The 26,453-nt window shown below is 59.9% G+C and carries 23 protein-coding genes; 6 read left to right on the top strand and 17 right to left on the bottom strand.

The genetic code is table 11. The features are described 5' to 3' along the window. The first annotated feature begins 44 nt into the window (after positions 1 to 44). Positions 45 to 374 (top strand): hypothetical protein, encoded by a 330-nt coding sequence (locus ACM1ZW_RS27820; protein ID WP_017339333.1) that lies wholly within the window; start codon positions 45 to 47, stop codon positions 372 to 374. Between the two features lie 9 nt (positions 375 to 383). Here ACM1ZW_RS27820 and ACM1ZW_RS27815 read toward each other — a convergent pair whose 3' ends face one another. Next, positions 384 to 1,172 carry an alpha/beta hydrolase gene (locus ACM1ZW_RS27815; protein ID WP_414879046.1) on the bottom strand — a complete coding sequence of 263 codons (789 nt, stop codon included), beginning with the start codon at positions 1,170 to 1,172 and terminating at the stop codon, positions 384 to 386. Between the two features lie 330 nt (positions 1,173 to 1,502). On the opposite strand from ACM1ZW_RS27815, the gene ACM1ZW_RS27810 reads away from it, so the two are divergent. Continuing rightward, complete coding sequence (locus ACM1ZW_RS27810) at positions 1,503 to 2,447, top strand: aldo/keto reductase (RefSeq protein ID WP_017339330.1); 945 nt, start codon at positions 1,503 to 1,505, stop codon at positions 2,445 to 2,447. Between the two features lie 10 nt (positions 2,448 to 2,457). On the opposite strand, the gene ACM1ZW_RS27805 is transcribed toward ACM1ZW_RS27810, so the two are convergent. From ACM1ZW_RS27805 to yghX, 3 genes are all read right to left on the bottom strand, one after another. Further along, the gene (locus ACM1ZW_RS27805; RefSeq protein WP_017339329.1) at positions 2,458 to 3,261 is read right to left on the bottom strand and encodes a 2OG-Fe(II) oxygenase; all 804 of its coding nucleotides are present in this window, start codon (positions 3,259 to 3,261) and stop codon (positions 2,458 to 2,460) included. Positions 3,262 to 3,319: 58 nt separating this feature from the next. After that, the gene (locus ACM1ZW_RS27800) at positions 3,320 to 4,147 is read right to left on the bottom strand and encodes a glycosyltransferase family 2 protein (protein WP_416739779.1); all 828 of its coding nucleotides are present in this window, start codon (positions 4,145 to 4,147) and stop codon (positions 3,320 to 3,322) included. Positions 4,148 to 4,210: 63 nt separating this feature from the next. Then, positions 4,211 to 5,098 carry a YghX family hydrolase gene (gene yghX, locus ACM1ZW_RS27795; protein WP_416739778.1) on the bottom strand — a complete coding sequence of 296 codons (888 nt, stop codon included), beginning with the start codon at positions 5,096 to 5,098 and terminating at the stop codon, positions 4,211 to 4,213. A gap of 185 nt (positions 5,099 to 5,283) precedes the next feature. On the opposite strand from yghX, the gene ACM1ZW_RS27790 reads away from it, so the two are divergent. The 3 genes from ACM1ZW_RS27790 (at position 5,284) to ACM1ZW_RS27780 (ending at position 9,873) form a co-directional block, all read left to right on the top strand. Next, positions 5,284 to 7,836 (top strand): S-type pyocin domain-containing protein, encoded by a 2,553-nt coding sequence (locus tag ACM1ZW_RS27790; protein WP_416739777.1) that lies wholly within the window; start codon positions 5,284 to 5,286, stop codon positions 7,834 to 7,836. After that, on the top strand, positions 7,836 to 8,312 hold the full coding sequence (locus ACM1ZW_RS27785) for a DUF6392 family protein (RefSeq protein WP_017339325.1): 477 nt from the start codon (positions 7,836 to 7,838) through the stop codon (positions 8,310 to 8,312). Before ACM1ZW_RS27790 ends, ACM1ZW_RS27785 begins: the two co-directional genes overlap by 1 nt. Before the next feature lie 79 nt (positions 8,313 to 8,391). Further along, positions 8,392 to 9,873: a bacteriocin immunity protein gene (locus ACM1ZW_RS27780; RefSeq protein WP_416739776.1), complete on the top strand. Its 1,482-nt coding sequence runs from the start codon at positions 8,392 to 8,394 to the stop codon at positions 9,871 to 9,873. A 42-nt stretch (positions 9,874 to 9,915) separates the two neighbouring features. On the opposite strand, the gene ACM1ZW_RS27775 is transcribed toward ACM1ZW_RS27780, so the two are convergent. The 5 genes from ACM1ZW_RS27775 to ACM1ZW_RS27755 all read right to left on the bottom strand — a co-directional run bounded on the left by ACM1ZW_RS27775 (position 9,916) and on the right by ACM1ZW_RS27755 (position 16,532). Continuing rightward, complete coding sequence (locus ACM1ZW_RS27775; RefSeq protein ID WP_017339323.1) at positions 9,916 to 10,317, bottom strand: heme-binding protein; 402 nt, start codon at positions 10,315 to 10,317, stop codon at positions 9,916 to 9,918. Further along, complete coding sequence (gene glcF / locus ACM1ZW_RS27770) at positions 10,314 to 11,555, bottom strand: glycolate oxidase subunit GlcF (protein WP_017339322.1); 1,242 nt, start codon at positions 11,553 to 11,555, stop codon at positions 10,314 to 10,316. Before glcF ends, ACM1ZW_RS27775 begins: the two co-directional genes overlap by 4 nt. Before the next feature lie 3 nt (positions 11,556 to 11,558). Beyond that, the gene (gene glcE / locus ACM1ZW_RS27765; protein ID WP_414884442.1) at positions 11,559 to 12,623 is read right to left on the bottom strand and encodes a glycolate oxidase subunit GlcE; all 1,065 of its coding nucleotides are present in this window, start codon (positions 12,621 to 12,623) and stop codon (positions 11,559 to 11,561) included. Continuing rightward, on the bottom strand, positions 12,623 to 14,122 hold the full coding sequence (glcD, locus tag ACM1ZW_RS27760) for a glycolate oxidase subunit GlcD (protein WP_017339320.1): 1,500 nt from the start codon (positions 14,120 to 14,122) through the stop codon (positions 12,623 to 12,625). The genes glcE and glcD overlap by 1 nt, the downstream gene beginning before the upstream one ends. Positions 14,123 to 14,768: 646 nt before the next feature. Beyond that, positions 14,769 to 16,532, bottom strand: coding sequence for an L-lactate permease (locus ACM1ZW_RS27755; RefSeq protein ID WP_416739775.1), 1,764 nt, complete (start codon positions 16,530 to 16,532; stop codon positions 14,769 to 14,771). Positions 16,533 to 16,713: 181 nt separating this feature from the next. On the opposite strand from ACM1ZW_RS27755, the gene ACM1ZW_RS27750 reads away from it, so the two are divergent. After that, entirely contained in the window at positions 16,714 to 16,950 is a 237-nt protein-coding gene (locus ACM1ZW_RS27750; protein WP_414879041.1) for a hypothetical protein, read from the top strand. A 96-nt stretch (positions 16,951 to 17,046) separates the two neighbouring features. Here ACM1ZW_RS27750 and ACM1ZW_RS27745 read toward each other — a convergent pair whose 3' ends face one another. The 8 genes from ACM1ZW_RS27745 to ACM1ZW_RS27710 form a co-directional block, all read right to left on the bottom strand. Next, complete coding sequence (locus ACM1ZW_RS27745; RefSeq protein ID WP_052909689.1) at positions 17,047 to 18,471, bottom strand: gamma-aminobutyraldehyde dehydrogenase; 1,425 nt, start codon at positions 18,469 to 18,471, stop codon at positions 17,047 to 17,049. Between the two features lie 105 nt (positions 18,472 to 18,576). Continuing rightward, complete coding sequence (locus tag ACM1ZW_RS27740) at positions 18,577 to 20,115, bottom strand: APC family permease (protein WP_414884445.1); 1,539 nt, start codon at positions 20,113 to 20,115, stop codon at positions 18,577 to 18,579. Positions 20,116 to 20,287: 172 nt separating this feature from the next. Continuing rightward, positions 20,288 to 21,310: a heme-dependent oxidative N-demethylase family protein gene (locus ACM1ZW_RS27735; RefSeq protein ID WP_017338160.1), complete on the bottom strand. Its 1,023-nt coding sequence runs from the start codon at positions 21,308 to 21,310 to the stop codon at positions 20,288 to 20,290. Positions 21,311 to 21,325: 15 nt separating this feature from the next. After that, on the bottom strand, positions 21,326 to 22,294 hold the full coding sequence (locus tag ACM1ZW_RS27730; protein ID WP_416739774.1) for a PDR/VanB family oxidoreductase: 969 nt from the start codon (positions 22,292 to 22,294) through the stop codon (positions 21,326 to 21,328). Then, the gene (locus ACM1ZW_RS27725; RefSeq protein ID WP_017338162.1) at positions 22,291 to 22,893 is read right to left on the bottom strand and encodes a dimethylamine monooxygenase subunit DmmA family protein; all 603 of its coding nucleotides are present in this window, start codon (positions 22,891 to 22,893) and stop codon (positions 22,291 to 22,293) included. Before ACM1ZW_RS27725 ends, ACM1ZW_RS27730 begins: the two co-directional genes overlap by 4 nt. 260 nt (positions 22,894 to 23,153) lie before the next feature. Further along, positions 23,154 to 24,581: a sigma-54 interaction domain-containing protein gene (locus tag ACM1ZW_RS27720; protein ID WP_017338163.1), complete on the bottom strand. Its 1,428-nt coding sequence runs from the start codon at positions 24,579 to 24,581 to the stop codon at positions 23,154 to 23,156. Further along, positions 24,578 to 25,708, bottom strand: coding sequence for a PAS domain-containing protein (locus ACM1ZW_RS27715; protein WP_414879037.1), 1,131 nt, complete (start codon positions 25,706 to 25,708; stop codon positions 24,578 to 24,580). The genes ACM1ZW_RS27720 and ACM1ZW_RS27715 overlap by 4 nt, the downstream gene beginning before the upstream one ends. 233 nt (positions 25,709 to 25,941) lie before the next feature. Then, the gene (locus tag ACM1ZW_RS27710) at positions 25,942 to 26,370 is read right to left on the bottom strand and encodes a nuclear transport factor 2 family protein (RefSeq protein ID WP_416739773.1); all 429 of its coding nucleotides are present in this window, start codon (positions 26,368 to 26,370) and stop codon (positions 25,942 to 25,944) included. Positions 26,371 to 26,453 lie beyond the last annotated feature (83 nt).

Below are 26,453 nucleotides of genomic sequence, written 5' to 3'. Positions count from 1 at the left end.
CAGACAGAATCACTTTAATTTCAGGTGGTTAGGGCTGGCTTTAAATGCGCAATGTATGGATCTCACTGATTTCGTTGGGCTTGGCAGGTATCGCCGTCGCCGTCCAGGCCAAAGAGCTTCAAAGTAATGACCGGTACATGTGCAGCTGGGGCGCGGGCACTGCAGCAAGAGCCCAGGAACTCAAACTGGCGGGCGTTTCGCTCTACGCCGCCCGGCAGAAACTCCAGACCTACAAGTTCAGCAAGCCGTGGATGCGCATGACGGCAATGGGGATTACCGAACAAACCTACGACAGCCCGTCGCGGATCAAGCCTGCGGCGCTGCGCCAGAGTTTCTACGAAGATTGCGTGCGCTTTAAGCTGGCGCGCAAATGATCGAGTGAGCTACAACCCGTCCTCCATCAGCTTCAGGTATTCGGGGCTGTCGGAGATCGAATTGTGTCCCACGCCTGGAATCACTTTCAGGGTCGCCACGCCTTTGGCGAAATGTTCGTAGAGCTTTTCTGTGCTCGAGTGCGGGATCACTTCGTCCTGCTCTGCCGCCAGCAGCAGCGTCGGTATCGAGATATGCGCGGCGTATTTCCACGATTCGAACTTGTCCTGCAGCAGCCATTTCACCGGGAAAATCGGGTATTGGCGGACAGCGAGATCCTCGAGGCTGTTGTAGGGTGTGATCAGGATCAGTCGCGCGGCCGGGCGCTGGCTCGCGAGGCGCACGGCGACGCCCGAACCGAGGCTGCGACCCACCACGGCAATGTGCGGATGTGTGTCGTAGACCTTGTCGAACAAGGTCATGGCATCGCGTGAAATCGCCTCCTCGGAAGGTGACCCGGTGCTCCCGCCAAAACCCCGGTAGTGCAGCAAGTAGAGGGCGTGGTCGGGGAACGCCCGGGAGAATTGCGGCAGGTTTCGCGAAACGTCCTCGGCATTGCCACCAAAATAAATCAATGCATTGGGCCCGTCGTGCGGTCTGACGGTGACCTGCACCTGGGCGTCCGCCACCGATAGCGTGAGCAGCGTTTCGGGCGCGCCGGGCGCAGCGGGTTGCGGGAAGTAGATCAGCGCGCGCTGGAACACGAACAGCGCGGCACACAGCGCCAGGTACAGCACGGCGACGATGACGACGATATACATCAGGATGCGCGACATTCGGCTAACGTTGGTGAGTGGCATTGATTGCTCTGGGCCTGACGACCGCGACGGCTGATCGCTGTCGGAGTGTAGTTGAACGACAGCGGCGTGCGGCTACCCCGCCGTCCTTGGAACCCTATCAGCCATCACCCAAAAACGGATATTCAGCCAACCGATTGCTGCTGCACACCAGCCTTTACAGCCTTGTTGTATTCCACGCCGGGACGAATTGTCCCCGACAGCTATTCTGTTGTAGCCAGCAGGAGTCTGGTGGCGCTGTTGATTTTGCCGTTTGCCGAACTGTGGGGGGCGGGTTATGCGTGTGGCTGACCGCACAACAGGCAGACAGTAAAGAAGTGTAAGGACGAAACCATGAGCCACACTGATGGATACACGCGTCGACAAATACTCACGCTGGCTGCCGGTGCTTCGGCGATGCTCACTTTCGATCCGGCCTTTGCAGCCATCGCGCCGTCGAAGGAAACAGGAGGCAAGAACATGCTGACCCGCGCCATTCCTTCCAGCAACGAGCCACTGCCCATTGTCGGCGTGGGCACCTATCGCGGTTTTGATGTCGCGCCTGCCGATCCGGCCTACAAAAACCTGCCCGCCGTCCTCAGTGCGTTGTTCGAAAAGGGCGGGACGGTGATCGACAGCTCGCCCATGTATGGCCGCGCGGAGCAGACCACCGGTGAACTGCTGTCGATTCACAAGCCGCGCTCGCCGGCCTTTCTGGCGACCAAGGTGTGGACCCGTGGCCGCGAAGAGGGCATCGCGCAGATGGAGCAGTCGTTCAAACTGCTGCAGACCGACCGGATCGATCTGATGCAGATTCACAACCTGCTGGACTGGAAAACCCATTTGCCAACGTTGCGCCAATGGAAGGAAGAAGGGCGCATTCGCTACATCGGCATCACCCATTACACCGCGTCGGCGTATGACGAAGTGGAAGCGGCGCTGAAAGCCGAGCCACTGGATTTCTTGCAGATCAACTATGCGCTGGACGATCGCGGCGTCGAGAAACGCATCCTGCCGCTGTGCCGTGAACGCGGCGTGGCGGTGATCTGCAACCGGCCGTTCGGCGGTGGTGATTTGCTCGCTCGCTTGAAGGGCAGGCCACTGCCGGGTTGGGCCTCGCAAGTCGGCGTCACCAGTTGGGCGCAACTGGCGCTCAAGTATTTGCTGGCGCATTCGGCGGTGACCTGTGTCATCCCCGGCACCGGCAACCCGCGTTACATGGCGGAAAATGCCGGCGCGGGGTTCGGTCCGATGCTGACGGGAGCGCAGCGCGAGCAGTTGATTGATGTGGTGGGGTAGACGCCACTCGTCAGGACTTTTTCTTGATGAGTTTGTTGAGGTAGTACTTGAGGCTCAAACGATCCTTGGGCCGTGGTTTGTAATGAGTTTTGTTTCTTTGCGCAGGGTCGGCAACCACGGTGGCTGCGGTGTAGTAGTACAGCGCGATGGACCGGCGCGTAATGTGTTCCGGCGTCGTCAGAGGCTCCGGGTGCCCGTGGTTGCTGTCCTTGTCGGTGTTGAAAATGACGCAGCGATTGTAGACCGGCAGGACTTTCTTCAGGCAGGTTTTCATCCCGACATCCCATAGCTCCAGGTTGCCACCGTATGCCTCTTGCCAATCCTGGTTCAGATAAATAATGGCATTCAGTCTGCGCTCGATATTCAGTTTTTTGTTGAGCCTGAAGTCCGAGTGCACGCCCAGGAAACCACCCCTTTTCGTTTCATGCAGCCCGCCGCCGGTAAAGTAAGGATCGGGTATCAAGCCTTCGATACCTGTAAGTTTTTCCAGAAACTGCAACATGGGGGCAGAGTTGAAGGCGTTGAAAACCGTCTTCAAATAGGGGTCGCATTCGTTGGGGCTGATTTGCCGTTTGTGCTGACCTTTGTAGCCGCGCTCATAAAGCATTTCGTTGCTGGTTGGCTCGACCGGAAAGTGCGAGCAGATGCTCGCAATCAGGTCTTGCGGTAAAAAGTCGTCAATGACGATGTGTGGAAAAGGGGTGGCCTGAGCGTAAGTCATTGCGAGCGACTGACCCAGCGAGCTGGCGGCGTTCTGGTCGAAATCAAGCTCTGGCGTAACGGTGATGGGCAGTGTCTGCGTGATGGGTCTCATTACCGCTCCAATAAACTATTCATAACAACCTGGGTACTTCCAGGTAGCGTTACACGCCCTATTTTTTAGGTGAAGACGAAACCTGGCTGTGTTCACTGTTCAAGCGTTTAAGGATGTCGTTGTACATCTTCGTTCGTCTGTGCGTTGTTTCGTAACCACCAGCGGCTGCGACGGTGCCAGCCTGAATATGGTCGAGGTAGCTGAATATCTTGCGCGTCGACAACAGCTCAACAACATAGCCCAATTGGGTCATGCGATCCTGGAGTGTATAACCGGGTACGCGATCATCCATCAGAAAATGCATGGAGTGTTGTTTCATCAGCTTGCAATTCCATAAGGTGCAGAAGCTTTTCAAATAAACTTCCCTGTAGGGCTTTGGCTCTCTGGAGCGTAACCCCAAGGACAGTTTCAGGCGTCTGACGTGATGTTTTACCAGTCGAGAGCTAAAGCGCCAAAGGGCTCTCGTGGTACTGCGGTTGATTTGCTCTACGCATCCGATGGCCACGACGTTCGGTTTATTAATGCATCTGTTCATCATCATCGAAAACACATTCTTGTCGAAAATGAACGTGTCGGTGTGCAGCAGAAACAGATAGTCGGTTTCAACCCGCTCCAGCACCATGTCGAGTGCTCTTCCGTGTGCAATATGGCCCGGTTCCTTTTCGGGACAGGAGCGTTCGATCAGGTGGATCCAGTCCAGTGTGCGCAGATAGTCAGTGCTTTCATCGGCGGAATCGTTATCGACTACCCAGACCGGGATGTTGCTTTCACCCAGGTGCTGATGCAGCAGGTCGAGGCAAATCCGGGTTATTTCGATGGTCTTGTAATTGACCAGAACAATGCTGAAGGGTGGGGTTCTTTGCGATAGGAAATCAATGTTGCTCATGGGATTTGGCACTCTAAGAAGACTGAGAACATAGAAATGAATCCCTGCTTGACATTTCTTGCGCTAAACCAGGCAGCGCCGGAACCAGTTCAGTGTTCTTTCCCAGGCAAGCTTGGCGGCGGCCTCGTCGTATCTCGGTGTCGAGTCATTATGGAAACCGTGGTTGGCACCGGGGTAGATGTAGGCTTCATAAGTCTTGCCTGCCGCTTTTAAGGCCTGCTCGTAAGCGGGCCATCCTTCGTTGATGCGCGTGTCCAGTTCACCGTAATGAAGCATCAACGGTGCCTTGATTCGGGGAACATCCTTGGCTTCTGCCTGGCGACCATAAAAGGACACGGCAGCGCCCAGCTCCGGATAGGCCACCGCCGCGGCATTGACCACACCACCACCGTAGCAGAAACCCGTGATGCCGACTTTTCCACTGCTCGCATTGTGTTTCATCAGCCACTCGATGGCGGCGAAAAAATCATTCATGAGCTTTTCAGGGTCAACGGTCGCCTGCAGTTCCCGACCTTTGTCATCGTTACCGGGATAGCCGCCCACCGAGGTCAGTCCATCGGGCGCAAGCGCAATGAAGCCGGCCTTGGCCAACCGCCGTGCGACATCCTCGATGTACGGGTTGAGTCCGCGATTTTCATGCACGACCACCACAGCCGCTACCTTGCCGGTGGCTTTGGCCGGACGCACCAGATAACCGCGAACTGTCCCGTGGCCTTTGGGGGAGGGGTAGGTGATGTATTCGGCGATGATGTCCGGGTCGGTGAACTCAACCTGCTCGGCGAGTGCGTAATTCGGACTCAGGGCAGCGAGTAACGCGCTGGCCGTCAAACCGCCCAAAGTGAACAACGCCGCACGGTCGAGGAATTCGCGCCGGTTGATCCTGCCGTGGGCGTAGTAGTCGTAGAGCTCGAGCAGTTCCGGGGCGAAGTCTTTTGCAGTGAGACGGGGCATCGGTGCGCTTCCTCTTTGACGTAATGAACTCCTGTCAGTTAAGCGCATGAACAGGTTTTTTGTAGACTCGCGACTCAGCTGTTCAGAAAGCGTCAATTTCCGACATAAATGCCCGCGATACATATGTACCGCACCTCGCCATTCCCCCATCGACAAGCTGTGCCCTACAGACAAGGAGAGACTGTATGGCACAACGATTCAACGATGGTACGTCAGGAGACGTCGTCATCAGGTCCGGGCCGCCTGCTTCGGGCGGCGGTGGTGGCTGGGGCGGTGGTGGAGGTTCTGGAGGCAACCGCGTAGGAGCCTCAGGCGTAACCAGTGGTCCCAGCAAAAGCACGAAAGAAGCCCGACGGCTTGCCAAGGAAGAGTACCACCGGAACAAGGCAGCGCAGGAAGCACAGGCAGTGGCGGCCGCTGCTCAAGCCCGAGAGCAGGCTCGCATCTATGCGCGCAATCAACTACTCGCACAATTCACCCAGCTTCAAAACATAACCAGAGCTGAAATAGACCAACGTTTTACCGCCCGAGCCGAGCAACTCACTTCGTCACTTGATAACGAAATCTCGGCGGCAAAACGGCACCATGCCGGCGACTCGAGTGAGCGCTGGCAGCTTTATCTCATCACCAAAGACAAGAACGAAATCGATGGGTTGATCGCCCGAAAAACCGCGGAGCTCAACGAAAAAAATGCGCTTGCCCGGTCATTCGACGGGCACGATCCGCTCACGCGAACCGCCGACGACTACCTGGCCCGACTCGGGCAGTTCGGTGATGCGCTGAGGGGTGGTCATCAGCTCTGGGAGAGCGCCTACAACGCGGCTCATGAAGCCCGGTTGCTGCCAGCGCAGATCGATGCGCTCTACGATAAATCCAATGCGTTGGCCACTCGTCATGCCGAGCAGACCATCATCTGGCGTGAGCGGGAGGCACTCTGGGAGCGTCATCGGCAGCACGCCGAGCAGCGTGACGCGCGCATTCGGTTCAAGCAACAGGTTGATGAGGATGCTCGCCTCGAACAGGCCAGGCAGGCCAACACCTTCCAATTACCTGCCACATCGTCAGCGCTGTCTGCCGGGGTATTGCCCAGCCACGGCGGGGAATGGGTTGATGCCGACAAACTGGTCATAGCCGTTTCGCGAGCAATCACCGAACTGGGCTCCGTCGCCGCGACGCTCACGGTAGGGCAAGCCGCAATTTTCGTGGTGGGGATGGCCTATCCCAGCGCACTGGGCAACGGCGAGCTGACCTCCGAGCAACGACAACGATTGTCCGAGGCCGTCGCCGTTCCGGCTCAAGCCCTGGAACTTCATGACCCTCAAGAGATGCGGACTGCTGCTGACGCAGGCGGTTCGGTGGAGGTGGAATACCGGCTCAAACCTGTAGCCACACCGGAAGGAACCGCGATCGTTGTCGGCGCGACGGGGGGCGAAATCGATTCTCGCGTCCCGGTCGTGAATGCTGTGCTCGACCCGCGAACAGGCATCTACACCGCCGAGGTTCCTGGATCACCGGCCAGGTCTGTGCAGTTCACTCCTGACACCGCGCCTTACGCGACCTTGGCCAGCGAGACTCGTCTGACTGTCACGGAACCGCAGATTCAGGACATCCCGGCGGGTGTTGATTGGCGCATTCAGGATTGCATTGTCTGCATGCCTGGTCTGCCACCGACCTACCTGTCCTTCAACGTTCCGGCCATGGGCTCCGGCGTTGTCACCGGAACCGGTCAACCGCCGACGGCTGATTGGTGGAAGGGCGTCAGCCAGACGGCCGGCGCAGCGATTCCGAGTCAGATTGGTGATCAGTTCCGGGGCAAGGAATTCAAGTCATTCGAGGCGTTCGACGAAGCCCTGTGGCGAACGCTCGGTGAACACCCGGCGTTGACCCGTCCACTCGATGAGGTGAACAAAAAACGAGTCGAACAAGGCTTCGCCCCGTACGCGCCGAAAAGCACATGGGTGGGTACGAACCGAGAATTCGAACTGCGGTATCAGGAGCGGCCGGAGTTCTGGGCCGACCCGTTCAACCTCGACAAAATCAGCATCAAGACACCGCAAACTACTGAAGGATGGTTGGGCATCGTACCGACGGTTGTGCCCTGGCCGATTCCGCCGGTTGGCACCTGGACACCGTTGGTGCCGCCGGGCAGTGAACAACTGGGTTCGACGACATCACCAACCCCGTCCATTCCGCCCGCGGTTTATCCCGGCAACCCGGTCATCCCGGTCCTACCGCAAAACGAGACGTTTCCGGCGGTTGATGAAGGGGAGATTGGTGCGAGTATTCCCGGGTTTCCGGGGGATATGGAACTGCCTTCGCCGGGACTGGTTTTTGTTGGTCCGCCGGTTGAGCCGCTGGAAGTAGGGCCATATAACGAACTCAGTGGTCGGAGCAGGGGAGATGGGTTGGATATTGACCATATTCCATCCCGGAGGGCGTTGGAGGCGTACATCGTTGATTCCTGGCCGGACATCGGTCCTGAGGAATTGGCCGACTTTTTAAGAAAAGCACCGAGTATCGCAATCCCCACAGCAGTGCATCGAAAATATAGTGAAACTTACGGAGGACGTAACAACGCACGGAAACAGGCTGCCGATGCGTTCGACTTGCGAATGGCTGTGGATACGAATTTTGATGCGTTAAAGCCAGGTTTGATTGAGTCTGGCTTTTCGGAATCGGAGATTGAGCTGGGACGAGATTTGCTACATAAACTTAGCAACGATCAAGGATGGTACTGATGACCAATACAAATATCGAAGCGTGGATCGATAACCTAGGCCAAAGTTATAACGACTTGATCGCACTTGGCATCGTTCCCGATCAACCGCTAAAGGAGCTGTATCCAGGCCGTGATAAGTTGCATCTGAATCCCGAGGTCGGCATCGCACTGTCCTTCTGGGCTGAGAGTAAACAGCTTGAAACTGTCTTTGTAACACTCATCAAAACGACCCCCTCGACCGTCGAGTACAAGGGTGAGCTCCCAACGCCATATAAGCTGGCATTGACCCAGTCCGATGTCCACGCACTCTTCGGCGAACCAATGGAGTCAAGAGGCCCCATCAAAATGCCTCAACCGATGGGTCAGACCGGCGGATGGGAAGCCTATCCCCTTGATCCGGCGGTTCATCCCGGCAAAAAAGTTGTATTTCAATACACCGCTGCGATGGAAGTGAAAACATTGGTCTTCACTTTGATTGACAAAGGACACGAGTAAATTCCAACAGGCACTTGCTCATAAGGAGAGCAGGTGCCTTCGCATTCCGCGACTCGATAGAAACAAGGAAGAATTCAAGATGGAACTTAAAACCACACTCAAGGATTACACTGCTCTGGAATTCCAGGCATTGGTCAACCAAATCTGGGCCGTTGACCTACCGAAATCGGACCATGATCGACTGATCAACCATTTCGACCGGATTGTCGGTCATCCCCAAGGTGCAGATCTGCTGTTCTACCCGATGGACAAGTCGAATACCAACACCCCGGAAGCCGTTGTCCACCACGTCAGGACATGGCATCACCAGCAAGGAATACCGGCATTCAAAGACGAGGATGTTCCTGTTGCCAAACCACTTGTTGCGCCGCTAACCCCTTTGGCCAGAAGCCTGGCCGAAGTCGAAAAAATCGCGGCGGATGTGGCCGTTTCAGGTCAGGTCGTTGAAGAGGCTTTCGGCCATTTCGAGCTACAGATCAGGAACTTTCAACGTCAAAAAAACACCCGTCTGGACATCCCCCCTCAGGAAACCGGCATACGCGCGCTGGAACATGCCCAGCATGAAGCACTGATAGCCGTCAGAAAGTTTCAGTCCTGGAAAATGAGAGTGGAATTCGTCCAAAGCGGCGCTCAGCGCAACCTCACCTATGCACGATCCGAGCAAGCGCAATGGCAGAGTATCGTGCAGCAGATCAACGCCACCCATGATCGCTACCTCTTACGGCTGGAAAGCCTTTCTCAACGACATCGCGCTCTGCATGATGAAGCGGAAGCGTTGCTGATAGTGGCGCATCAGCGCTTGATTGATTCGCGCAGCACAATACAAACGGTGCACACCATCAGCGCTTCCCTCGATTCTGCCCATAAACGTCCTGATCTTTTACTGACTGGCGGTTCGCCGGTGCTGCTGGCGTCTCAGCAGGCGGATCTGCTTAAAGCGATACGTTCGACGGTTGCCGGGTTTTCCTGGCAAAACGCATCAGGCGGACCGGACACTGAAAACCAGCGTGCTGCCGTATTGAGCTTCGCCTTTTCCAGTCGGGCAGACGCTCAAATATTCGGTGTCAGCGTCCCTTTGTCCGAGCTTTTGCCCATCGAAGGCCAGGATTGGCAACACCTGGCTGCGCACCAGGCTGAGGTCGAAGTGCCTTTTCGCATGAGTACTGCGGCAGTCCCCGCCAGACCTGGAAAAATGTTCCAGGGGTTGCGTGAGATCAAAACGTTGTCGCAGGTTTACCTCAACGCATGCAGAGGCTGTCATTCGATCTCTGGCGTGAGGGTCAGAGCGGCGACGCAGGATCAGCATCGGAACCGGTTCAGTTTTACTCCTGAGGGTGCTGGAGTCGCTATCCACTGGGCTAGACCGATTTTCGTTGAAACCGCTCCGGCGGCTACACCGACCCATCAGCGTCGTGTGGGATTTGTGGAGTCCGCGCGAGTGCCGACGATTGAAGCCAAAGCCGAACGGGCGCATGACCGGTTTGACGACTACATCCTGGTATTCCCGGTCTCGTCCGGGCTTGACCCGCTCTACATCGTTTTCAACCGACCTGCGAAGTAGACGTTTACCGTGCACGCATGACGCCGAGTGTGGGATCGACCTTCAATGCAAACACTGCGCCCCAACCCTCGCCACTTGCGCATCGTGCTCGGCCTTGACGCCAGACACCCCGACTGCGCCGACTACCTGATCACCCACGATTATCGGCACGCCACCTTCAAGGGACGTCAGCAGCGGCGCCGACAAAAATGCAAAGCGACCACCGTTGACCATCTCTTCATAACCTTTGGACTCCCGCCGCCCCAGCGCCGAGGTGCGAGCCTTTTCAGTGGCGATGTAAGCGCTGATGGGCGCGCAACCGTCGAGGCGTTCGAGGGCGAGGGGATGGCCGCCGTCGTCGACAACCACGATGGTCACGGCCCATTGGTTGTTTTGCGCCTCGGTGCGTGCGGCCGCGAGGATCTGGCTGACTTCGGCCTGGCTCAGGATGGCTTTGCTCTTCATGGGGTTTCTCCGGGGATCGTTGAGGGCAGCGCGGCTTCGACCAGTTCTATCCAGTGCCGGACCGGGGTTCGGCCCGCACCGTCGAGGTGCGACTGACAGCCGATATTGGCCGTGACAATGACGTCGGGGTGGCCGCTTTCCAGTGCGTTCAGTTTGTTGTCGCGCAGTTGTCGGGACAGTTCGGGTTGGGTGATCGAATAGGTGCCCGCCGAACCGCAACACAAATGGCTGTCGGGTACGGCCGTGAGGTTGAAACCGAGGCGACTCAGCATCGCTTCCACCGCGCCGCCGAGTTTTTGCGCGTGCTGCAAGGTGCAGGGGCAATGAAAGGCCAGGCGCTGGTCGCTGTGGACACCGAGTGTTTCCAGGGGTTCGTCGCCCAGCACTTCCACCAGGTCCCTGGCGAGCGCGCTGACCCTTTTCGCCTTCTCGGCGTATGCCGGATCGCGCTCCAGCAGATGGCCATAGTCCTTGATGAAAGCGCCACAGCCACTGGCGGTTTGCACGATGGCTTCGGCACCGTTCTCGATACTCGGCCACCAGGCATCGATGTTGCGCCGTGCGCGGTCGAGTCCGGCAGCTTGCGCGTCGAGGTGATAATCCACGGCACCGCAGCAGCCCGCCTCACCGGACGAGGTGACACTGATGCCCAGTCGATCCAGGACCCGCGCAGCTGCCGCGTTGGTGTTCGGCGACAGGCTCGGTTGTACGCAGCCTTCTAGCATCAGCACCTGGCGCGCGTGGCGCGTGGCAGGGCGAGGCCTGGAGGGGTAAACACGGCGAGGCAACTTGGCCTGCAACGTGTTCGGCAGTAGCACCCGGAAAAACTGACCGCTGCTGACCAGCGCCTTGAACAGTCCCGGGTTCGGCACAACACTGCGCAATCCTTCACGCAACAGGCGTTGGTCGATGGCGCGAGGCACCGCCGCATCGACCACTGCGCGGCCAATGTCGAGCAAGTTGTGATAATCGACACCGGAGGGGCAGGTGGTTTCGCAATTGCGGCAAGACAGGCAGCGGTCCAGGTGCTGCTGGGTTTTCTGCGTGACCTCGTTGCCTTCCAGCACTTGTTTTATCAGGTAGATGCGGCCCCGTGGCCCATCGAGTTCATCACCCAGTAATTGATAAGTCGGGCACGTGGCGTTGCAGAACCCGCAGTGCACACAGGTGCGCAGGATGCTTTCGGCTTCTTCGGCACGGGGCAGGTGCCGGGCGGTGTCGCTCAGGGTCGTCTGCATGGTTCAAAGCTCCGCGTACAGGCGTGCGGGGTTGAAGATGCCCCGTGGATCGAGTTGTTGTTTCAGGCTGCGGTGATAGCGCAACAACGCGGCAGGCAACGGCTGGAACGGGCTGTCGATCAGGCCATGGCTGTAGCAGGTGACGTGGCCGCCGACCTCTTCGACGACCTTGCGAATGAACGCCGCTTCAGCGTCGGACTTGAGCCAGCGCTGGGCGCCGCCCCAGTCGATCAATTGCCGGCCGGGCAGGGACAACCGAGCCGTGTTGTGCGGCACGGACAAGCGCCAGAGCGGCTGATCCTCGTCGAAGAAACTCAGGCGGTGTTCGTTGAGATCCGTCCAGTAAGCACTGTCCAGCAGCTCGCCGCCCAACCGGTCATGGGCCGCCGCCACCGAGCCTTCGCCACCCTCCAGTCGCAGGTGCAGGCGCGTTCCGTCGTGGCACGCGGCGCTGATCGGCAGCGGTTGCTGACCCCATTCCGCGAGTCGCAGCAAGGCGCGATCGCTGTCCATTTCCAGGCTGATGCTCAGGCACTGGCGTGGTTTGGGCAGCACCTTGAGCGAGACTTCCGTGATCACGCCAAGGCAACCGAAGCTGCCAGCCATCAGGCGCGACAGGTCGTAGCCGGCGACGTTCTTCATCACTTCGCCGCCGAAGCGCAAGTGTTTGCCATGCCCGGTGATGACCCGCGTGCCGAGGACGAAGTCGCGCACCGAACCTGACCATGGCCGTCGCGGTCCCGACAGCCCGCAGGCGATCATCCCGCCGACCGTGGCGTCGTCACCAAAAGAGGGCGGTTCGCAGGGCAGCATTTGCTGCGCATCGTGCAGCACTTCGGTCAATTCCGACAATGGCGTACCGCACCGGGCGGTGATCACCAGTTCGGTCGGGTCGTAGCTGACGATGCCGCGGTGCGCGCGGGTGTCGAGGACTTCACCCGCAACGATACGGCCCAGAAACGCCTTGCTGTTGGAACCCTGAATCCGCAGCGGCGTGGCGTTTTCCAGGGCCTGGTTGACCTGCTCCAGCAGCACGGCGCTGTCATCGATATCCCGTTCACTGCGCATCAGAAACGCTCCAGCTCAGGGAAGGGCAGCTGCCCCATGTGCACGTGCATGGCGCCAAACTCGGCGCAGCGGTGCAGGGTCGGAATGTTCTTGCCCGGATTGAGCAAGCCACTCGGATCGAACGCGGCCTTGACGGCATGGAATACGGTCAGTTCATCGCTGTTGAACTGCGCGCACATCTGATTGATTTTCTCGCGGCCCACGCCGTGTTCACCGGTAATGCTGCCGCCGACTTTCACGCACAATTCGAGGATCTTGCCGCCCAGGGCTTCGGCGCGGTCGAGCTCGCCCGGTTGATTGGCGTCGAACAGAATCAGCGGGTGCATGTTGCCGTCACCGGCATGGAAAACGTTGGCGACGCGCAAGTCATACTCGGCGGATAGCGCCGCAATCGCACGCAGCACACCGGGCAACTCGCGGCGCGGGATCGTGCCGTCCATGCAGTAGTAATCCGGCGAAAGGCGACCCACGGCCGGGAAGGCATTCTTGCGCCCGGCCCAGAAACGCACGCGCTCGGCTTCATCCCTGGCCTGACGCACTTCGGTGGCGCCCGCGTTTTCCAACACCTGGCGCACGCGGTCGCAGTCGTCGTGGACATCGGCTTCGACCCCGTCGAGTTCGCACAGCAGAATCGCTTCGGCGTCCACTGGGTAACCGGCGTGGATAAAGTCTTCGGCGGCGCGAATCGCCAGGTTGTCCATCATTTCCAGGCCACCGGGAATGATGCCGGCGGCGATGATGTCACCGACCGCGCGACCGGCTTTTTCGACGGAATCGAACGCCGCCAGCAGCACCTTCGCAGTCTGCGGTTTGGGCAGCAGTTTGACCGTGACTTCGGTGATCACCCCGAGCATGCCTTCGGAACCGGTGAACAGCGCCAGCAGGTCGAAGCCGGGCGAGTCGAGGGCATCGGAGCCCAACGTCAGGTGTTCGCCGTCGACGGTAAGGATGTCGACCTTGAGCAGGTTGTGCACGGTCAGACCGTATTTCAGGCAATGCACGCCGCCGGCGTTTTCAGCGACATTGCCGCCGATCGAACAGGCGATTTGCGAAGACGGGTCGGGCGCGTAGTACAGGCCGAACGGTGCCGCTGCCTGGGAAATCGCCAGGTTGCGTACACCCGGCTGGACCCGTGCGGTGCGGGCGGCGGGGTCGATGTGCAAAATGTTGTTGAAACGCGCCATCACCAGCAGCACGCCTTTTTCCAGCGGCAATGCGCCGCCGGACAAACCGGTGCCGGCGCCGCGGGCGACCACCGGGACCTGCAGCTCATGACAGAGCCGAAGCACGCCTTGCACCTCGTCGAGGTGGCGTGGCAACACCACCAGCAGGGGCGTGGTGCGATAAGCCGAGAGGCCGTCGCATTCGTACGGTTTCAACTCTTCCTGTTGATGCAGCACTTCCAGCTTCGGCAAGCGGGTTTGCAGAGCTCGCAGCAAGGCGGCCTTGTCGACGTCCGGTAGCACACCATCAACGCGTTCATCGTAGAGAATGTTCATAGTCGTTTTACGATACTCCGTTCGTGCATTGCCGGGGCAGCGGTCTGTTTGTTTGAGCGTTTGGGTGAATATCCGTTTCTGCGGTAACGGCTGCTTATGGTTCTGCTCTTACGGTGGGTTAATTGGAAAAGCGCCAAGTAACCAAGCGCTTTTGCCCCTTTCGTTCGGTGCCTCGCTAATGCTCGGCATGCCCGCGCTCCGGTCCTGCTCTGTGGGCCCGCCGCCATCGGCCATCCATGGCCGGGGGCGGCTACCGCAAAAGCACCGCGAGGCGGCCTTCGGACCGACCTGGCTCTTGCAGCGTACACATTTCCCCTGTGGGAGCTAGCCTGCTAGCGATAGTCGTTAACGATAACGCGTGCTGTCTGAATGTACGCGGTGTCTGGACTTCCATCGCTAGCAGGCTAGCTCCCACAGGGGATTTTTGGCGGGCATGACATTGGTGCTACCCCGATGCCGGCGGGCCCACGGAGCAGGACCGGAGCGAGGGAATGGCGAGCCACCGTACGTCAGGGGCGCAGGCGCTTGGTTACTTGGCGCTTCTCCAAGTAACCCGCCGTAAGGGCGGAACCAATAGCCGCCGTTACCAAAAAAACGGATATGCCCCCAAGCGCCTGCACCCAAAACCCAGGCAAACCGCATCCGCTTAATGCCCACCCACAACCATCTGCGTAAACGGCGACACATAAGCCTGCAACGTCACCAACCCACCCACCAGAATCGCCAGAATGATGGAATGGAAGAACACATAACGCAGAATCTCCCCTTCATGGCCGTACCAACGCGTGGCGGTCGAGGCCACCACGATCGACTGCGCATCAACCATCTTGCCCATGACCCCACCGGAACTGTTGGCCGCCGCCATCAACACCGGACTAAGACCCAGTTGCTCGGCAGTCACTTTCTGCAAGCCGCCAAACAGCACGTTAGACGCCGTGTCCGAACCCGTCAGCGCCACGCCAAGCCAGCCGAGCAGGGTGCCGAACATGGGGTAGAAAATCCCCGTCGCCGCGAACGCCAGGCCCATGGTGGCGTCCAGCCCCGAATAACGGGTGAGGAAGCCGAGGGCGAGCATCGCCACGATGGTAATCAGCGAGTAACGCACGACCCAGATGGTTCGCAGGTACTGCTTGATCAGTTGCGGGATGGAATAGCCCATCAGCAGCCCGCCCAGGATCGCCGCCAGCAAGATGCCGCTGCCGGTGCTGGTCAACCAGGTGAATTTGTAGACCGCGTCTTCGGTTTTAGGCGCAGGCACCACCGGCGGGACTTTTTCGATTTGCTGGTGGATCGTGCCGAAGGTGATGACCGGAGCAAAGATCGGGTTCGCTTCGCGCAGCGGTTTGCCTTGAGGGTCGAGCTTGGCGGAGTGTGTGACCGGATCGATCGCCGGACGGGTATCGAACATGTTTTTGAAGCCCTGGGTGCCCCAGGCGAAAACGAACACCGTGAGGATGATCCACGGCATCCACGCGCGCATGACAGCAGGCTTGGCGTCGCTGGCAAAGGTCGTACTGGCAACGGGTTTTTCGTCATGCTCGTCGGCGATTTTGGAATTATCGACACGCCCGGACAGCGCAGCGGAGGTGTGCACCGTCGCGGGTTTCCACACCCGGAGAAAACCGGTCAGGCAGGCCATGGAAATCAGCGCGGCAACCACGTCCACCAGCATTGGCCCGTGGTAGTTGGACACCAGGAATTGCGGCACGGCGAAACTGACGCCGGCCACCAGGATGGCCGGCCAGATTTCCAGCATCTTGCGCCAGCCGGCGAAGGCCCAGATCAACCAGAACGGCACGATCACCGAGAAAAACGGCAATTGCCGCCCGACCATCATCGACAGCTCCATTTCATCCAGCCCGGTGACCTTGGCCAGCGTAATGATCGGCGTACCCAGCGCGCCAAAGGCCACGGGCGCGGTGTTGGCGATCAATGCCAGGCCGGACGCGGCCAGCGGCGAGAAGCCCAGACCGATCAGAATCGCCCCGGTCACCGCCACCGGTGTACCGAAACCGGCAGCGCCTTCGAAAAAGGCGCCGAAGCAGAAGGCAATCAGCAACAACTGCAGGCGTCGATCATCGGTGATGCGCGCCAGCGAGTCTTGCAGCACTTTGAACGAGCCGTTCTCGGTGGTCAGGCGGTGCAGGAAGATGATGTTGAGCACAATCCAGCCAATTGGCAGCAAACCGTTGGCGGCGCCATACAGGGCGGCCGAGCCTGCCATGTTCGCCGGCATGCCGAAGGCGAAGATCGCGATGACCAGGGCGGAGGCGAGGGCGAGCAATGCCGCCAAATGTGCTTTGATGTGGAAGAACGCCAGGGCTGCCAGCATCACCACGACCGGCACTGCTGCCATGATGGTTGAAATGACCGGGTTGCCGAACGGATCGTAGATTTGCTGCCAGACCATGTTCCACCTCTGCTTTTTATTGTTGGGAGTGCAGACCCCGAGGGGGCGGTGGCTTGTAGTATAGGTGGCATTGCGCCGCTGTCTTGCACCCTTGTACACCAGGCCTTTTAGCGGTTTTTTGAACTAAAAATAGGGACTGCGGTACGCGTTGACCGACTTAACTACCCGGAGGAACGCAACAATGACTGAACGCCATTTGCGCCACACGGAAACGCTGTCGAACGGATGCAGCATCGAGGTCAAGGCCGAGATCCTGCGGGACGGTTCGTTGGGAATGTTCATAGGTGTCTACCGACCTGATGGCTCGGCCATTGAGGAGAACGACCATCCCGCGCTGCATTTTCTCGACATGGAGGCCGCGATGGAATGGGGGATCGAGAAAGCCAAGGACATCGGCAACGGGCAGAGGACGTTGTAGGGCCTGGCGTTGGATCAGCGGTAAGGCCATCGCGGGCAAGCCCGCTCCCACAGGGGCATGCGGTCAAATGTGGAAGCCGGCTTGCTCGCGAAGCTTTTAGTGCTTGAACATCACATGCCGCACAACGGTGTAGTCCTCCAGCCCGTACATCGACATGTCCTTCCCGTAGCCGGACAATTTCTGACCGCCGTGGGGCATTTCGCTGACCAGCATGAAGTGCGTGTTCACCCAGGTGCAGCCGTACTGCAAACGGGCCGACAGGCGATGCGCACGACCGACGTCGGCGGTCCACACCGATGACGCCAGGCCGTAGTCCGAATCGTTGGCCCAGCCCAGCACCTGCGCTTCGTCGCTGAATTTGGTCACCGACACCACCGGCCCGAACACTTCGCGACGGACGATTTCGTCGTCCTGCAGCGCGTCGGCCAGCACCGTCGGTTCAAAGAAGAAACCATTGCCTTCAACCGCCTTGCCGCCGGTGATCAAACGGATGTGCGATTGCGCCATGGCGCGTTCGACAAAACCGGCCACCCGGTCGCGGTGCTGCGCGGTGATCAGCGGCCCCAGTTCGGTCGACGGGTCATCCTGCAGGCCGTACTTGATGCTGCTGACCGCCGCGCCGAGCTTCTCGACGAATCTGTCGTAGATGCCTTCCTGCGCATAGATACGGCAGGCCGCGGTGCAGTCCTGGCCAGCGTTGTAGAAACCGAAGGTGCGAATGCCTTCCACGGCGGCGTCGATGTCGGCGTCGTCGAAGATGATCACCGGGGCCTTGCCGCCCAGTTCCATGTGCATGCGCTTGACGCTGTCGGCAGTGCTGGAAATGATGTTCGAACCGGTAGCGATGGAGCCCGTCAGCGACACCATGCGCACTTTCGGGTGAGTGACCAATGGGCTGCCGACGGAAGGACCACGGCCGAACACCAGGTTGAGTACGCCGGCCGGGAAGATTTCCGACGCCAGTTGCGCCAGGCGCAGCGCGGTCAGCGGGGTTTGCTCCGACGGCTTGAGCACCACGGTATTACCGGCGGCGAGGGCCGGGGCGATTTTCCAGGCGACCATCATCAGCGGGTAGTTCCACGGCGCGATGGAGGCGATCACGCCCACCGGATCGCGGCGGATCATCGAGGTGTGGCCGGCCAGGTATTCACCGCCTGCCGAGCCGCTCATGCAACGGCTGGCGCCGGCGAAGAAACGGAACACGTCGGCAATCGCCGGAATCTCGTCGTTCAACGCGGCGCTGTAGGGTTTGCCGCAGTTGTCGGATTCGAGTTTGGCCAGCTCTTCGCCGTGGGCTTCGATGGCGTCGGCGAGTTTGAGCAGCAGCAGCGAGCGCTCCTTGGGCGGAGTCTGCGACCAGCTGTCGAACGCGGCGTCGGCGGCGCGCACGGCGGCATCGACCTGGGCTTCGCTGGCTTCGTTGATTTCCACCAGCACGCGACCGAGGGCCGGGTTGAACACCGGTTGGGCGGGGCCTTCGCCGTCGAGCAGTTGGCCGTTGATCAAGAGTTGGGTTTGCATGGCGTTGTCCTCTTCGAATCTATTGTTTTTCTGTCGGAACCGAATCCGTTCGGGAGCGGGCAAGCCCGTTCCCACAGGATCCGGTTCCTTTCGGGGCAGTCGTTGTCAGATCGTCGATCGATTGATCGAAGCACCGGACAGGTCAGCATCCTTAACCTGCGGTTTCGAAAACTTCCACGCATCCCCCGCCGGCGCCGTGCCTTTGTCGTACGGCTTGCCCAGCAGCATGTAAACCAGCCCAGCGCCCATTACCACCAACGTGGTCAGGATCATCGAAAAGTTGATGTACCACGGCGCATCCGGCGAGCGCGGCCAGACCATGTTGACGATGGCGCAGACGCCATATATCAACGCAGCGAGGTTCACCCACAAGCCCCACGCACCCAGCGTGAACTGCCCGTTCGGGCGCCAGCCCTTGGCGCGGGCGATCAACGCGGCGACAACGATCAGCTGGAACGCCACGTAGATACCAATCGCCGCGAATCCGACGATGGTCGCCACGGCATCAGCCATGAACATGCCCAGGCAGACAATCGCCGCGGGCACCAGGCCGCTGATCAGCAACGCGAACGACGGCACATGGTTGCCCGAGAGGCGTTTGAGCAGCGAGCTACCGATGATCATTTCGTCACGGGCATAGGCGAACAGCAGACGACTGGCCGCCGCTTGCAGGCTCAGCACGCAAGAGATGAACGACACCATCACCACCGCCATCACCAGTCGCGAACCTACCGGACCGAAAGCATTGGCGAGGATGGTGGCCACCGGGTCGGTGTCTTCACCGGCCAGGACCTTGGCCATGTCCGGCACCGAGAGAATCAGCGCCAGGCAGGCGAACATCGCCGCCGCGCCACCGATGTAAATGGTCATGCGCATGGCCTTCGGAATGCGCTTGCCCGGGTTCGGGGTTTCTTCGGCGACATCGCCGCAGGCCTCGAAGCCGTAGTACTGGAACAGACCCGCCAACGAGGCCGCGAGGAACGCCGGCAAGTACGAGCCGTTGACCTCAAGGTTGAAGGTGTCGAACAGCACGCTGAATGGCTGATGACGCTCGAAGATCAGCAGGTAGCCGCCGACCAGGATCGCCCCGACCAGCTCGCAGAGAAAGCCGAACATCGCCACCCGCGCCAGCAGTTTGGTGCCCACCAGGTTGAGGGCGGTCGAGAGCAGGATGATCGTCAGGGCAATGTAGATGTTGGCTTCGGGACCGGGATTGAAGCCCAGCATGATCGCCAGGTACGGCCCGGCACCCACGGCGACGCCAGCGATGGTGGCGCACAACGCCCAGGCATACACCCAGCCGACCATCCACGCCCAGCGCTTGCCCACCAGGCGACGGGCCCACGGATAGACACCCCCGGAAATCGGGAACTGCGAGACGATTTCACCGAAGATCAGGCACACCAGCAATTGCCCGGCGCCGATCAGCAGGTAGGACCAGAACATCGGCGGGCCGCCGGCGGCCAGGCACAAACCGAACAGGGTGTAGACGCCGACGACCGGCGACAGGTAGGTAAAGCCCAGGGAGAAGTTCTCCCACAGGCTCATGCTGCGGTTGAAGTCCGAACTGTAGCCGAGGGCGCGGAGTTGTTCCGCGTCCTGATCGGCGCTGACGCTTGCACGCGTGTTGGATGAGCCACTCATTTTATTTCCTCATTATCAATGGCAGGTGTTTGCTGGGTTGGCCGGTTGGCCGGCCGATGTTCTTGTCGATCTTTTTGTTGTATGGGGGTCTCACGGACACCTCGAACCTGTGGGAGCCATAGCGACCTCAAGACCGCCATCGCCAGCAGGCTGGCTCCCACAGGGGATCGCGTCAGGCTTTGGTTTCGTCGTCGTACTGCGACAGCCATTCAACGGCAGCATCGCGATAACGGCTGAAACCCTTGTAATCAACCAATTGCTGATTCAAGTCCCGCAGCACTCGGTGCATGCGTCGGGCCCACGCCGGGTTGGTCGCGATGTCTTCGAGGCTGAGCAGGTACGTGCGGATCGGAAAGACGATGGCGTTACTGCGCGGCAGGCGATGCAGCGGTTGCAACTCGATGCGCAGGTAAACCAGTTTGCCGGCGTTTTCTGCGGTGACGATGGTCCGGTCCGGTGCCCATTCCGGCAGGCTTTCGGCCGAGACTTCGAGGCGCGGGTTAACGGTCAGCGACCAGTTCAGGCGACGCACCGGATGGCCAGTGCGCAGGCGCAGCAGGAACTTCAAGGCGCGGTCGAGCATGCCGATTTCCTTGACCAGCGGCACCGGCCCGTGGAACTCCTCCCAGCTCATGCCGAGGTTGAAACGCAGCGAGTAATCCGCGCGCTGGGTGGCGATCCCCGCGCCCCAGTACAGCGTGCCGTCGCGTTCTTCCTGCAACACCCAATCGCCCTGGGCCTGGCGGGTCACGTACTCCATCGGCTCGTAGGGCAGGGTGGCCGGGTCGCCGAAGGTGAAATGGTCGTCGATGTCCAGCAGGCGGTTGGTCCAGTGCCACTGCCGACCTTCACGCGCCAGGCTGAAGTACTGCGGATAGTCCCGGGCGTAGGACTCCATGATCAGCTCCAGCAAATCCCATTGCGCTTCCATCATGTGCGGCGCCGAGACGTAGTGCATGCCAGGATCTTTCTCAAGGGTGATCGCGCGGTCCCGGCATTCGCTGATGTAGTGTTCGTCGATATCGAATGCGGCGCGAAACGCACCGTCGCCCACCGACACATGCGGTTCGAGGTTCATCGAATACATATAGTCGTCATCGGGGAACGGGAAGGGCGCGCGGGCGATGGTTTCCGGGCTGTTGGCGAAGGTGTAGTCGTCGCGATAGGTTTCGTCGGGATTGAATTGGATATTCATTTTGTTCTCCGTCGATCAGAGGTCGATGACCAGGCGATTGCACTTGGCGCGGGATACGCAGGGCATGATTTTCTTGCAGCCGACCTTGTCTTCGTCGGACAGCCAGTCATCGCTGTGCAGCAGCTCACCGTCGAGTTCCAGCACTGAGGTTTCGCAATGCCCGCAGGCACCGCCGCGACACAGGTACGGCATGCTGTAGCCGGCGGCTTCGACCGCTTCGAGCATGGTCTGGTCGGGCGAGACTTCAATCGTTGCGCCGCTGCGGCCGAGGGTGAAACTGAAGGCTTCGCCGCCGCTGCTCTGTTCGAGGAAACGTTCGAAGTGCACGTGACTGTCAGTCCAGCCAAGGTCGCGGGCGCAGGCCAGCGTGGCATCGATCATGCTGTCCGGGCCGCACACATAGACGTGACTGCCCAACGGGCGGTCGGCGAGCACCCGGCCGATCTCCATGCGCGATTCAATGCCTTTGCGGTACAGGTGAACCTGCTCGCCGTAAGTGGCCTGCAACTCCTGGCCGAGCTGCGCATGCTCTGCACCGCGCACCGCGTAATGCAGCTCGAACGGCACTTTGCTCAGGCGCAGTTCTTCCAGCTGGGAAATCACCGGCGTGATGCCGACGCCACCGGCGATGAACAGGTGCAGGCGTGCCTGTTTGATCAGCGGGAACAGGTTGACCGGCGGGGTGACCTCGATCAGATCACCTTCACTGACGTTGTCATGCAGCGACGCCGAGCCACCGCGCCCGGCGTCCACCCGGCGCACGGCAATCTGATAACTGCTGGTGTCGTAAGGCGAACTCAGCAGCGAATACGGGTTGCGCAAGGTGTTCTGCTGATGGGCGATCAGCACCACGACGTGGCTGCCGCCGGAGAAGGCCGGCAAGTGCGCGCCGGTCGGCGACACCAGGGTGAAGCGCTTGATTTCCGGGGTCACCGCTTCGATCCGGGCGACGCGCAGGTTCAACGTGCCATTGTTCTGGCTCATGTGTCGAGCTCCTCGGCTTCGGGCAATTCACCCGGGACTTCAGCATCGGCCTTGACCGCCTGAAAGGCCGCCAACCGCCGGGAATAGTGATCGCGCACCACCAGCGTCAGGCCACAGCCGGGGCAGTCATAGACGCGTTGGGTCACGTTTTCGGTGTAGGTGTCGCAATGCACGCACCAGACGCGGCGAACCAGCGTGCCGGAGTGCTCGCGCAGCACTTCGTCGCGGTTCATGTCGAAATGCGTGGCCACTTGCATGGCGCTGCCGAGGAAACTTTCCGAACCGGCGAGATAGAGGCGGGTGCCCATGCGCGCTTCGCCGAGCAGGGTTTTCAGCGCGTCGATCAACGACTGGTTGGTTGCATGCACATGCAGCGGGTGCTCGGGGTGCTGCTGCAACTGCGTGAGGAAGTCCTGGCCGGAAAAGGATTCCAGGGAGTAGAGCAAGGTAATCGGCCGGTCCAGGCCAGCCATTTCTTCCAGTAAGCGCAACATGGCGCGACCGCCGCTGCCTTGCCCGGCAATGATGTGCCGGATACCTCCCGGCAGCGGTTGCAACCGGTCATAGACCGGTCGGCTTTTGATCCCGGTGATCAACATTTTTATTATTCCTCCTGGCTACCGGCGCGGCTAGATGAAAGCCGGCCCTGATGCAAAGCCCAACGATGGTGGGTTGCAGGTAGCAGGAGCACAGGTCGTGCCAGTTATTCAAGCTATTGAAAATAAAGGATTTGTTTGATTTCAGGGCGTGAGGGACAGGCAAAAGTAACCAGGTATGTATGCGTTTTTGCAGCGGTTAGGTGTCATCCGGAACAACACGCAACCCTGTAGGAGCGGCGTGTTCACTGACATTGCGGGTTTCAGTCGCGCTGGAGCTTGCGAATCAACGTCCCGATGTCGATCCCCAGGTGCACCGCCGCTTTACGTTTGCTGCCGCACACATGCACGGCCCTGAGAATGACCTGGCGTTCGAAATGCTGAACCTGCAGCTTGAGGTTTTGCTCCGTCTCCTCTTCGTCGGCCATCACTGGTTTTGCCCGCTCCTGAGGGCGCACCGGGTCGAGCAGTTCAGCCGGCAGATGATGCTCCTGGGCTTCATCGTCAGCGAGCACCGCCAGCCGTTCGAAGATGTTCACCAGTTCGCGGATGTTGCCGGGGTAGTCGTAACCCAACAGCCGCTTGCGGCAACCGGCGGACAGGCTCAGTGACGGCTCGCGGTCGCCATTGATGCGACTCAGCAGAATGTCGATGAGGAACGGCAAGTCATCCCGGTGCTGGCGCAGCGGCGGAATTTCTACCGGCAGGACCGCCAGGCGATAGTAGAGGTCGGCGCGAAACTCACCGATGCTCACCAGGTGACGCAAGTCTTTGTTGGTGGCGGCAATGACCTGCACCTGCACCGTTTTGCTCAACGGTGAACCGACCGACTGGATGGTGCTGTCTTCAAGAAACTTCAGCAGTTTGGCCTGCACGTGCAACGGGATTTCACCGATCTCGTCAAGGAACAGCGTCCCGCCCGAAGCGGCCTCGATATAACCTTGCTTGCCACCCTGCAACGCGCCAGTGAAGGCGCCGCGTTCGTAGCCGAACATCTCCGATTCGAACAGGCTCTCCGGGATGCTCCCGCAGTTGACGTGAATGAACGGCCGATCACCCCAACCGGCGGCGCGGTGGATGTGCCGTGCGATGGCGGTCTTGCCGACGCCCGGTTCACCCAGCAGCAGCAACCGCGCACGCCGCCTGAACGCGCGCACGCCGGTATCGGCGATGCTCGAGAGCTGCGGCGACAAGTGCAATGCGTTGTCCTGCGGATCGCGCAGGCCCTGGGTTTCCACCGGCCGGTTGCCCAACGAGGCGCGACGCTGCGGCTGGCTGCCGTCGAAGTCTTTCTGGGTCAGCATCCTGAACGGTTTTTCGTAGGCCCCGGTGGGAATGGCGTGGGTGCTGCTGAGCAGCACCCGACCTTCCCGCGAACGGGTAAGCGCGCTATTGCCGCCGCGATTCAGCGCCGCCTGAAAATCGTCGTAATTCAGCGCCGAGCGCTGGTAAAACTCACTGTCGGACAAACCGCTGGCTTGCTGGCGGGACACCCGGTTGACCCGCTCGGCGGCGAGGTTGAGAAAGCGCACCCGGCCTTCACCGTCCGTCACGATCAGCGCGTCACTGAAGCTGTCGAGCAAGGCGTGCAGTGCGGGAGTCTCCAGCAAGGCGCCCAGCACTTCACTGCTGACGTTGACCGAAGAGCGCATGCCCATTTGCAGCGTGGGTGGCAGGTTCTTGTCTTTCATGGGTGCAACTCTTCGGCACGGCGCAGGCCCTGACTTTCGCGAAGCACCGCCACCCGCCAGGCCACGCCTTCACGAATCAGGATGCGCGAGCAATGCACATTGAAATTCAGCTGGCGTCCGCTCAAGTCGGGCAAGGGCAGGCTGTGCCAGGTGCGTTCGGGCAGGGCGTTGTCCAGCAGCAGCCGAGCGATGCCGTCGCCATGGGTGATGCCAAAGGTTTCTTCGAACGCTGCGTTGCGCCATTGCGGTTGCAAGTGCTCATCGATCACCAGCACCGCGTCAGGCACCGCATCGAACACCCGGCGCAAGGCGTCGATGCGCTGCTCGGCGTCGTGCTGCATGCGCAGTTCCTGACTGACATCGCGAATGCTGCCCCACATGCGCAACAGATGGCCGTTGACGATGGTCGCGCGCACATCATTCTCGACATAGGCCGGCGAGCCGTCGTGCCGGCGATCCACCGACAGCGCGCAGTCCACGTGGAAACCGGCTTCGATCAGGCGCCGCACAAACTCTTCGTTGGCCGGGCTGCGCGGCCAGTACAGGCGCACCGGTTGCTGGTTGAAATCGACATCCGAAGGCATTTCATACACGTCGGCCATGGCGCGATTGCACAGTCGCCAGTGGGAGTCGTTTTCGAACACCTGGCGCACGATTTCGTCGGGGGAGGTGTTGATGTCCACCGCCTCGGCGAACTCGATGCACCAGTACGCGACCTTGGCACTTTGCAGCATCTGGCTCATGACTTCATTGGCGTTGTGCATTTCCCGCAAGCGATGACCCAGTGCGCCGAGAGGGATTTTCAGTAGATGCAGGCGCGCCGGGTGCAACGAGCGCCATTCGAGCAATCCGCAAGCGACCACGGGCAGCAAGCCGCCGTTGTGGCGAATCAGGGTCAGTTCCAGGCTATGCACTTGCTCATCGGCGGGCGGATTGGCAAACAACGACTGCACGGCACGCAACGATTCGACACTGAAGATGCGCTCGATCGGCTGGTTCAGCAGCGCTTCGGGGTCGTAGCCCAGTTGATCGCTCAGGCTGGGGGACAGGCTGATCAGTTGCCCGTCAGCGCTGAGGGTGCTGGTCAGCGGCGGTGCCTTGTTGGTCAGTAAATTCAGGATATCCATCGATGGATCGGCTCGATTTGGCTAATGGGACCTGGCTGAAATCACTCAGGCAGTCAAAGCGGGGCATATCGCATGCCAACTGGAAGGCGCGACGAACAGGGGAGCACAAGGGCAGGCGAGTCGTTGAGTGCTGCGATAATGCAACGAAACAGGCATTTATGCAGCACTCACGTTGAGCGTAGCCGGGAGGCGGGAGGTGGTTGGGTCAATCCGATCGGTGACCCCGATCGTTGTCAGGCCTTGCTGGCCGCCAGATAAGCACCGAGGCGGCGGCCCATTTCTTCGCCCAGGGCCTGCAAACCGCTCATCGGACGAACCATGACTTCGAATTCGACGATTTTGCCATGCTCGTCGAAGCGGATCATGTCGATGCCCTTGAGCGCTTTTCCGCCGACCTTGGCGCTGAATTCGAGGACGACATTCAAGCCGTCCGCAGTCGCCAATTCGCGGTGGTAGGTGAAATCTTCAAAGACGTTAAACACCGTGGTCAGAATCATCGTGACCACCTGGGCGCCCGGGTACGGTGTGTGCGCCATCGGTGAGCGGAACACCGCGTTCGGGTCCAGCAAGGCGGGCAGGGCTTGCAGGTCACCCTCGCGGATCATGGCGTGCCATTGATTCAAGGAGGCAGCTGCGTTGGGGTGCAGTTTCAGTCCGGACATCTTCAACTCCTGTTTTGTTGTTGTTCTGAAAGCATTGCCAGCGACTGTATCTCAATGGGTCTGAAGCGCTGCTTATGGCGCAG

Origin of the sequence: Pseudomonas sp. NFX71 (assembly GCF_048079215.1) — a bacterium.
Classification (GTDB): domain Bacteria; phylum Pseudomonadota; class Gammaproteobacteria; order Pseudomonadales; family Pseudomonadaceae; genus Aquipseudomonas; species Aquipseudomonas fluorescens_B.
The sequence above is the reverse complement of the archived record's forward strand: the minus strand, read 5'-3'. Positions and strand labels throughout refer to the sequence as shown.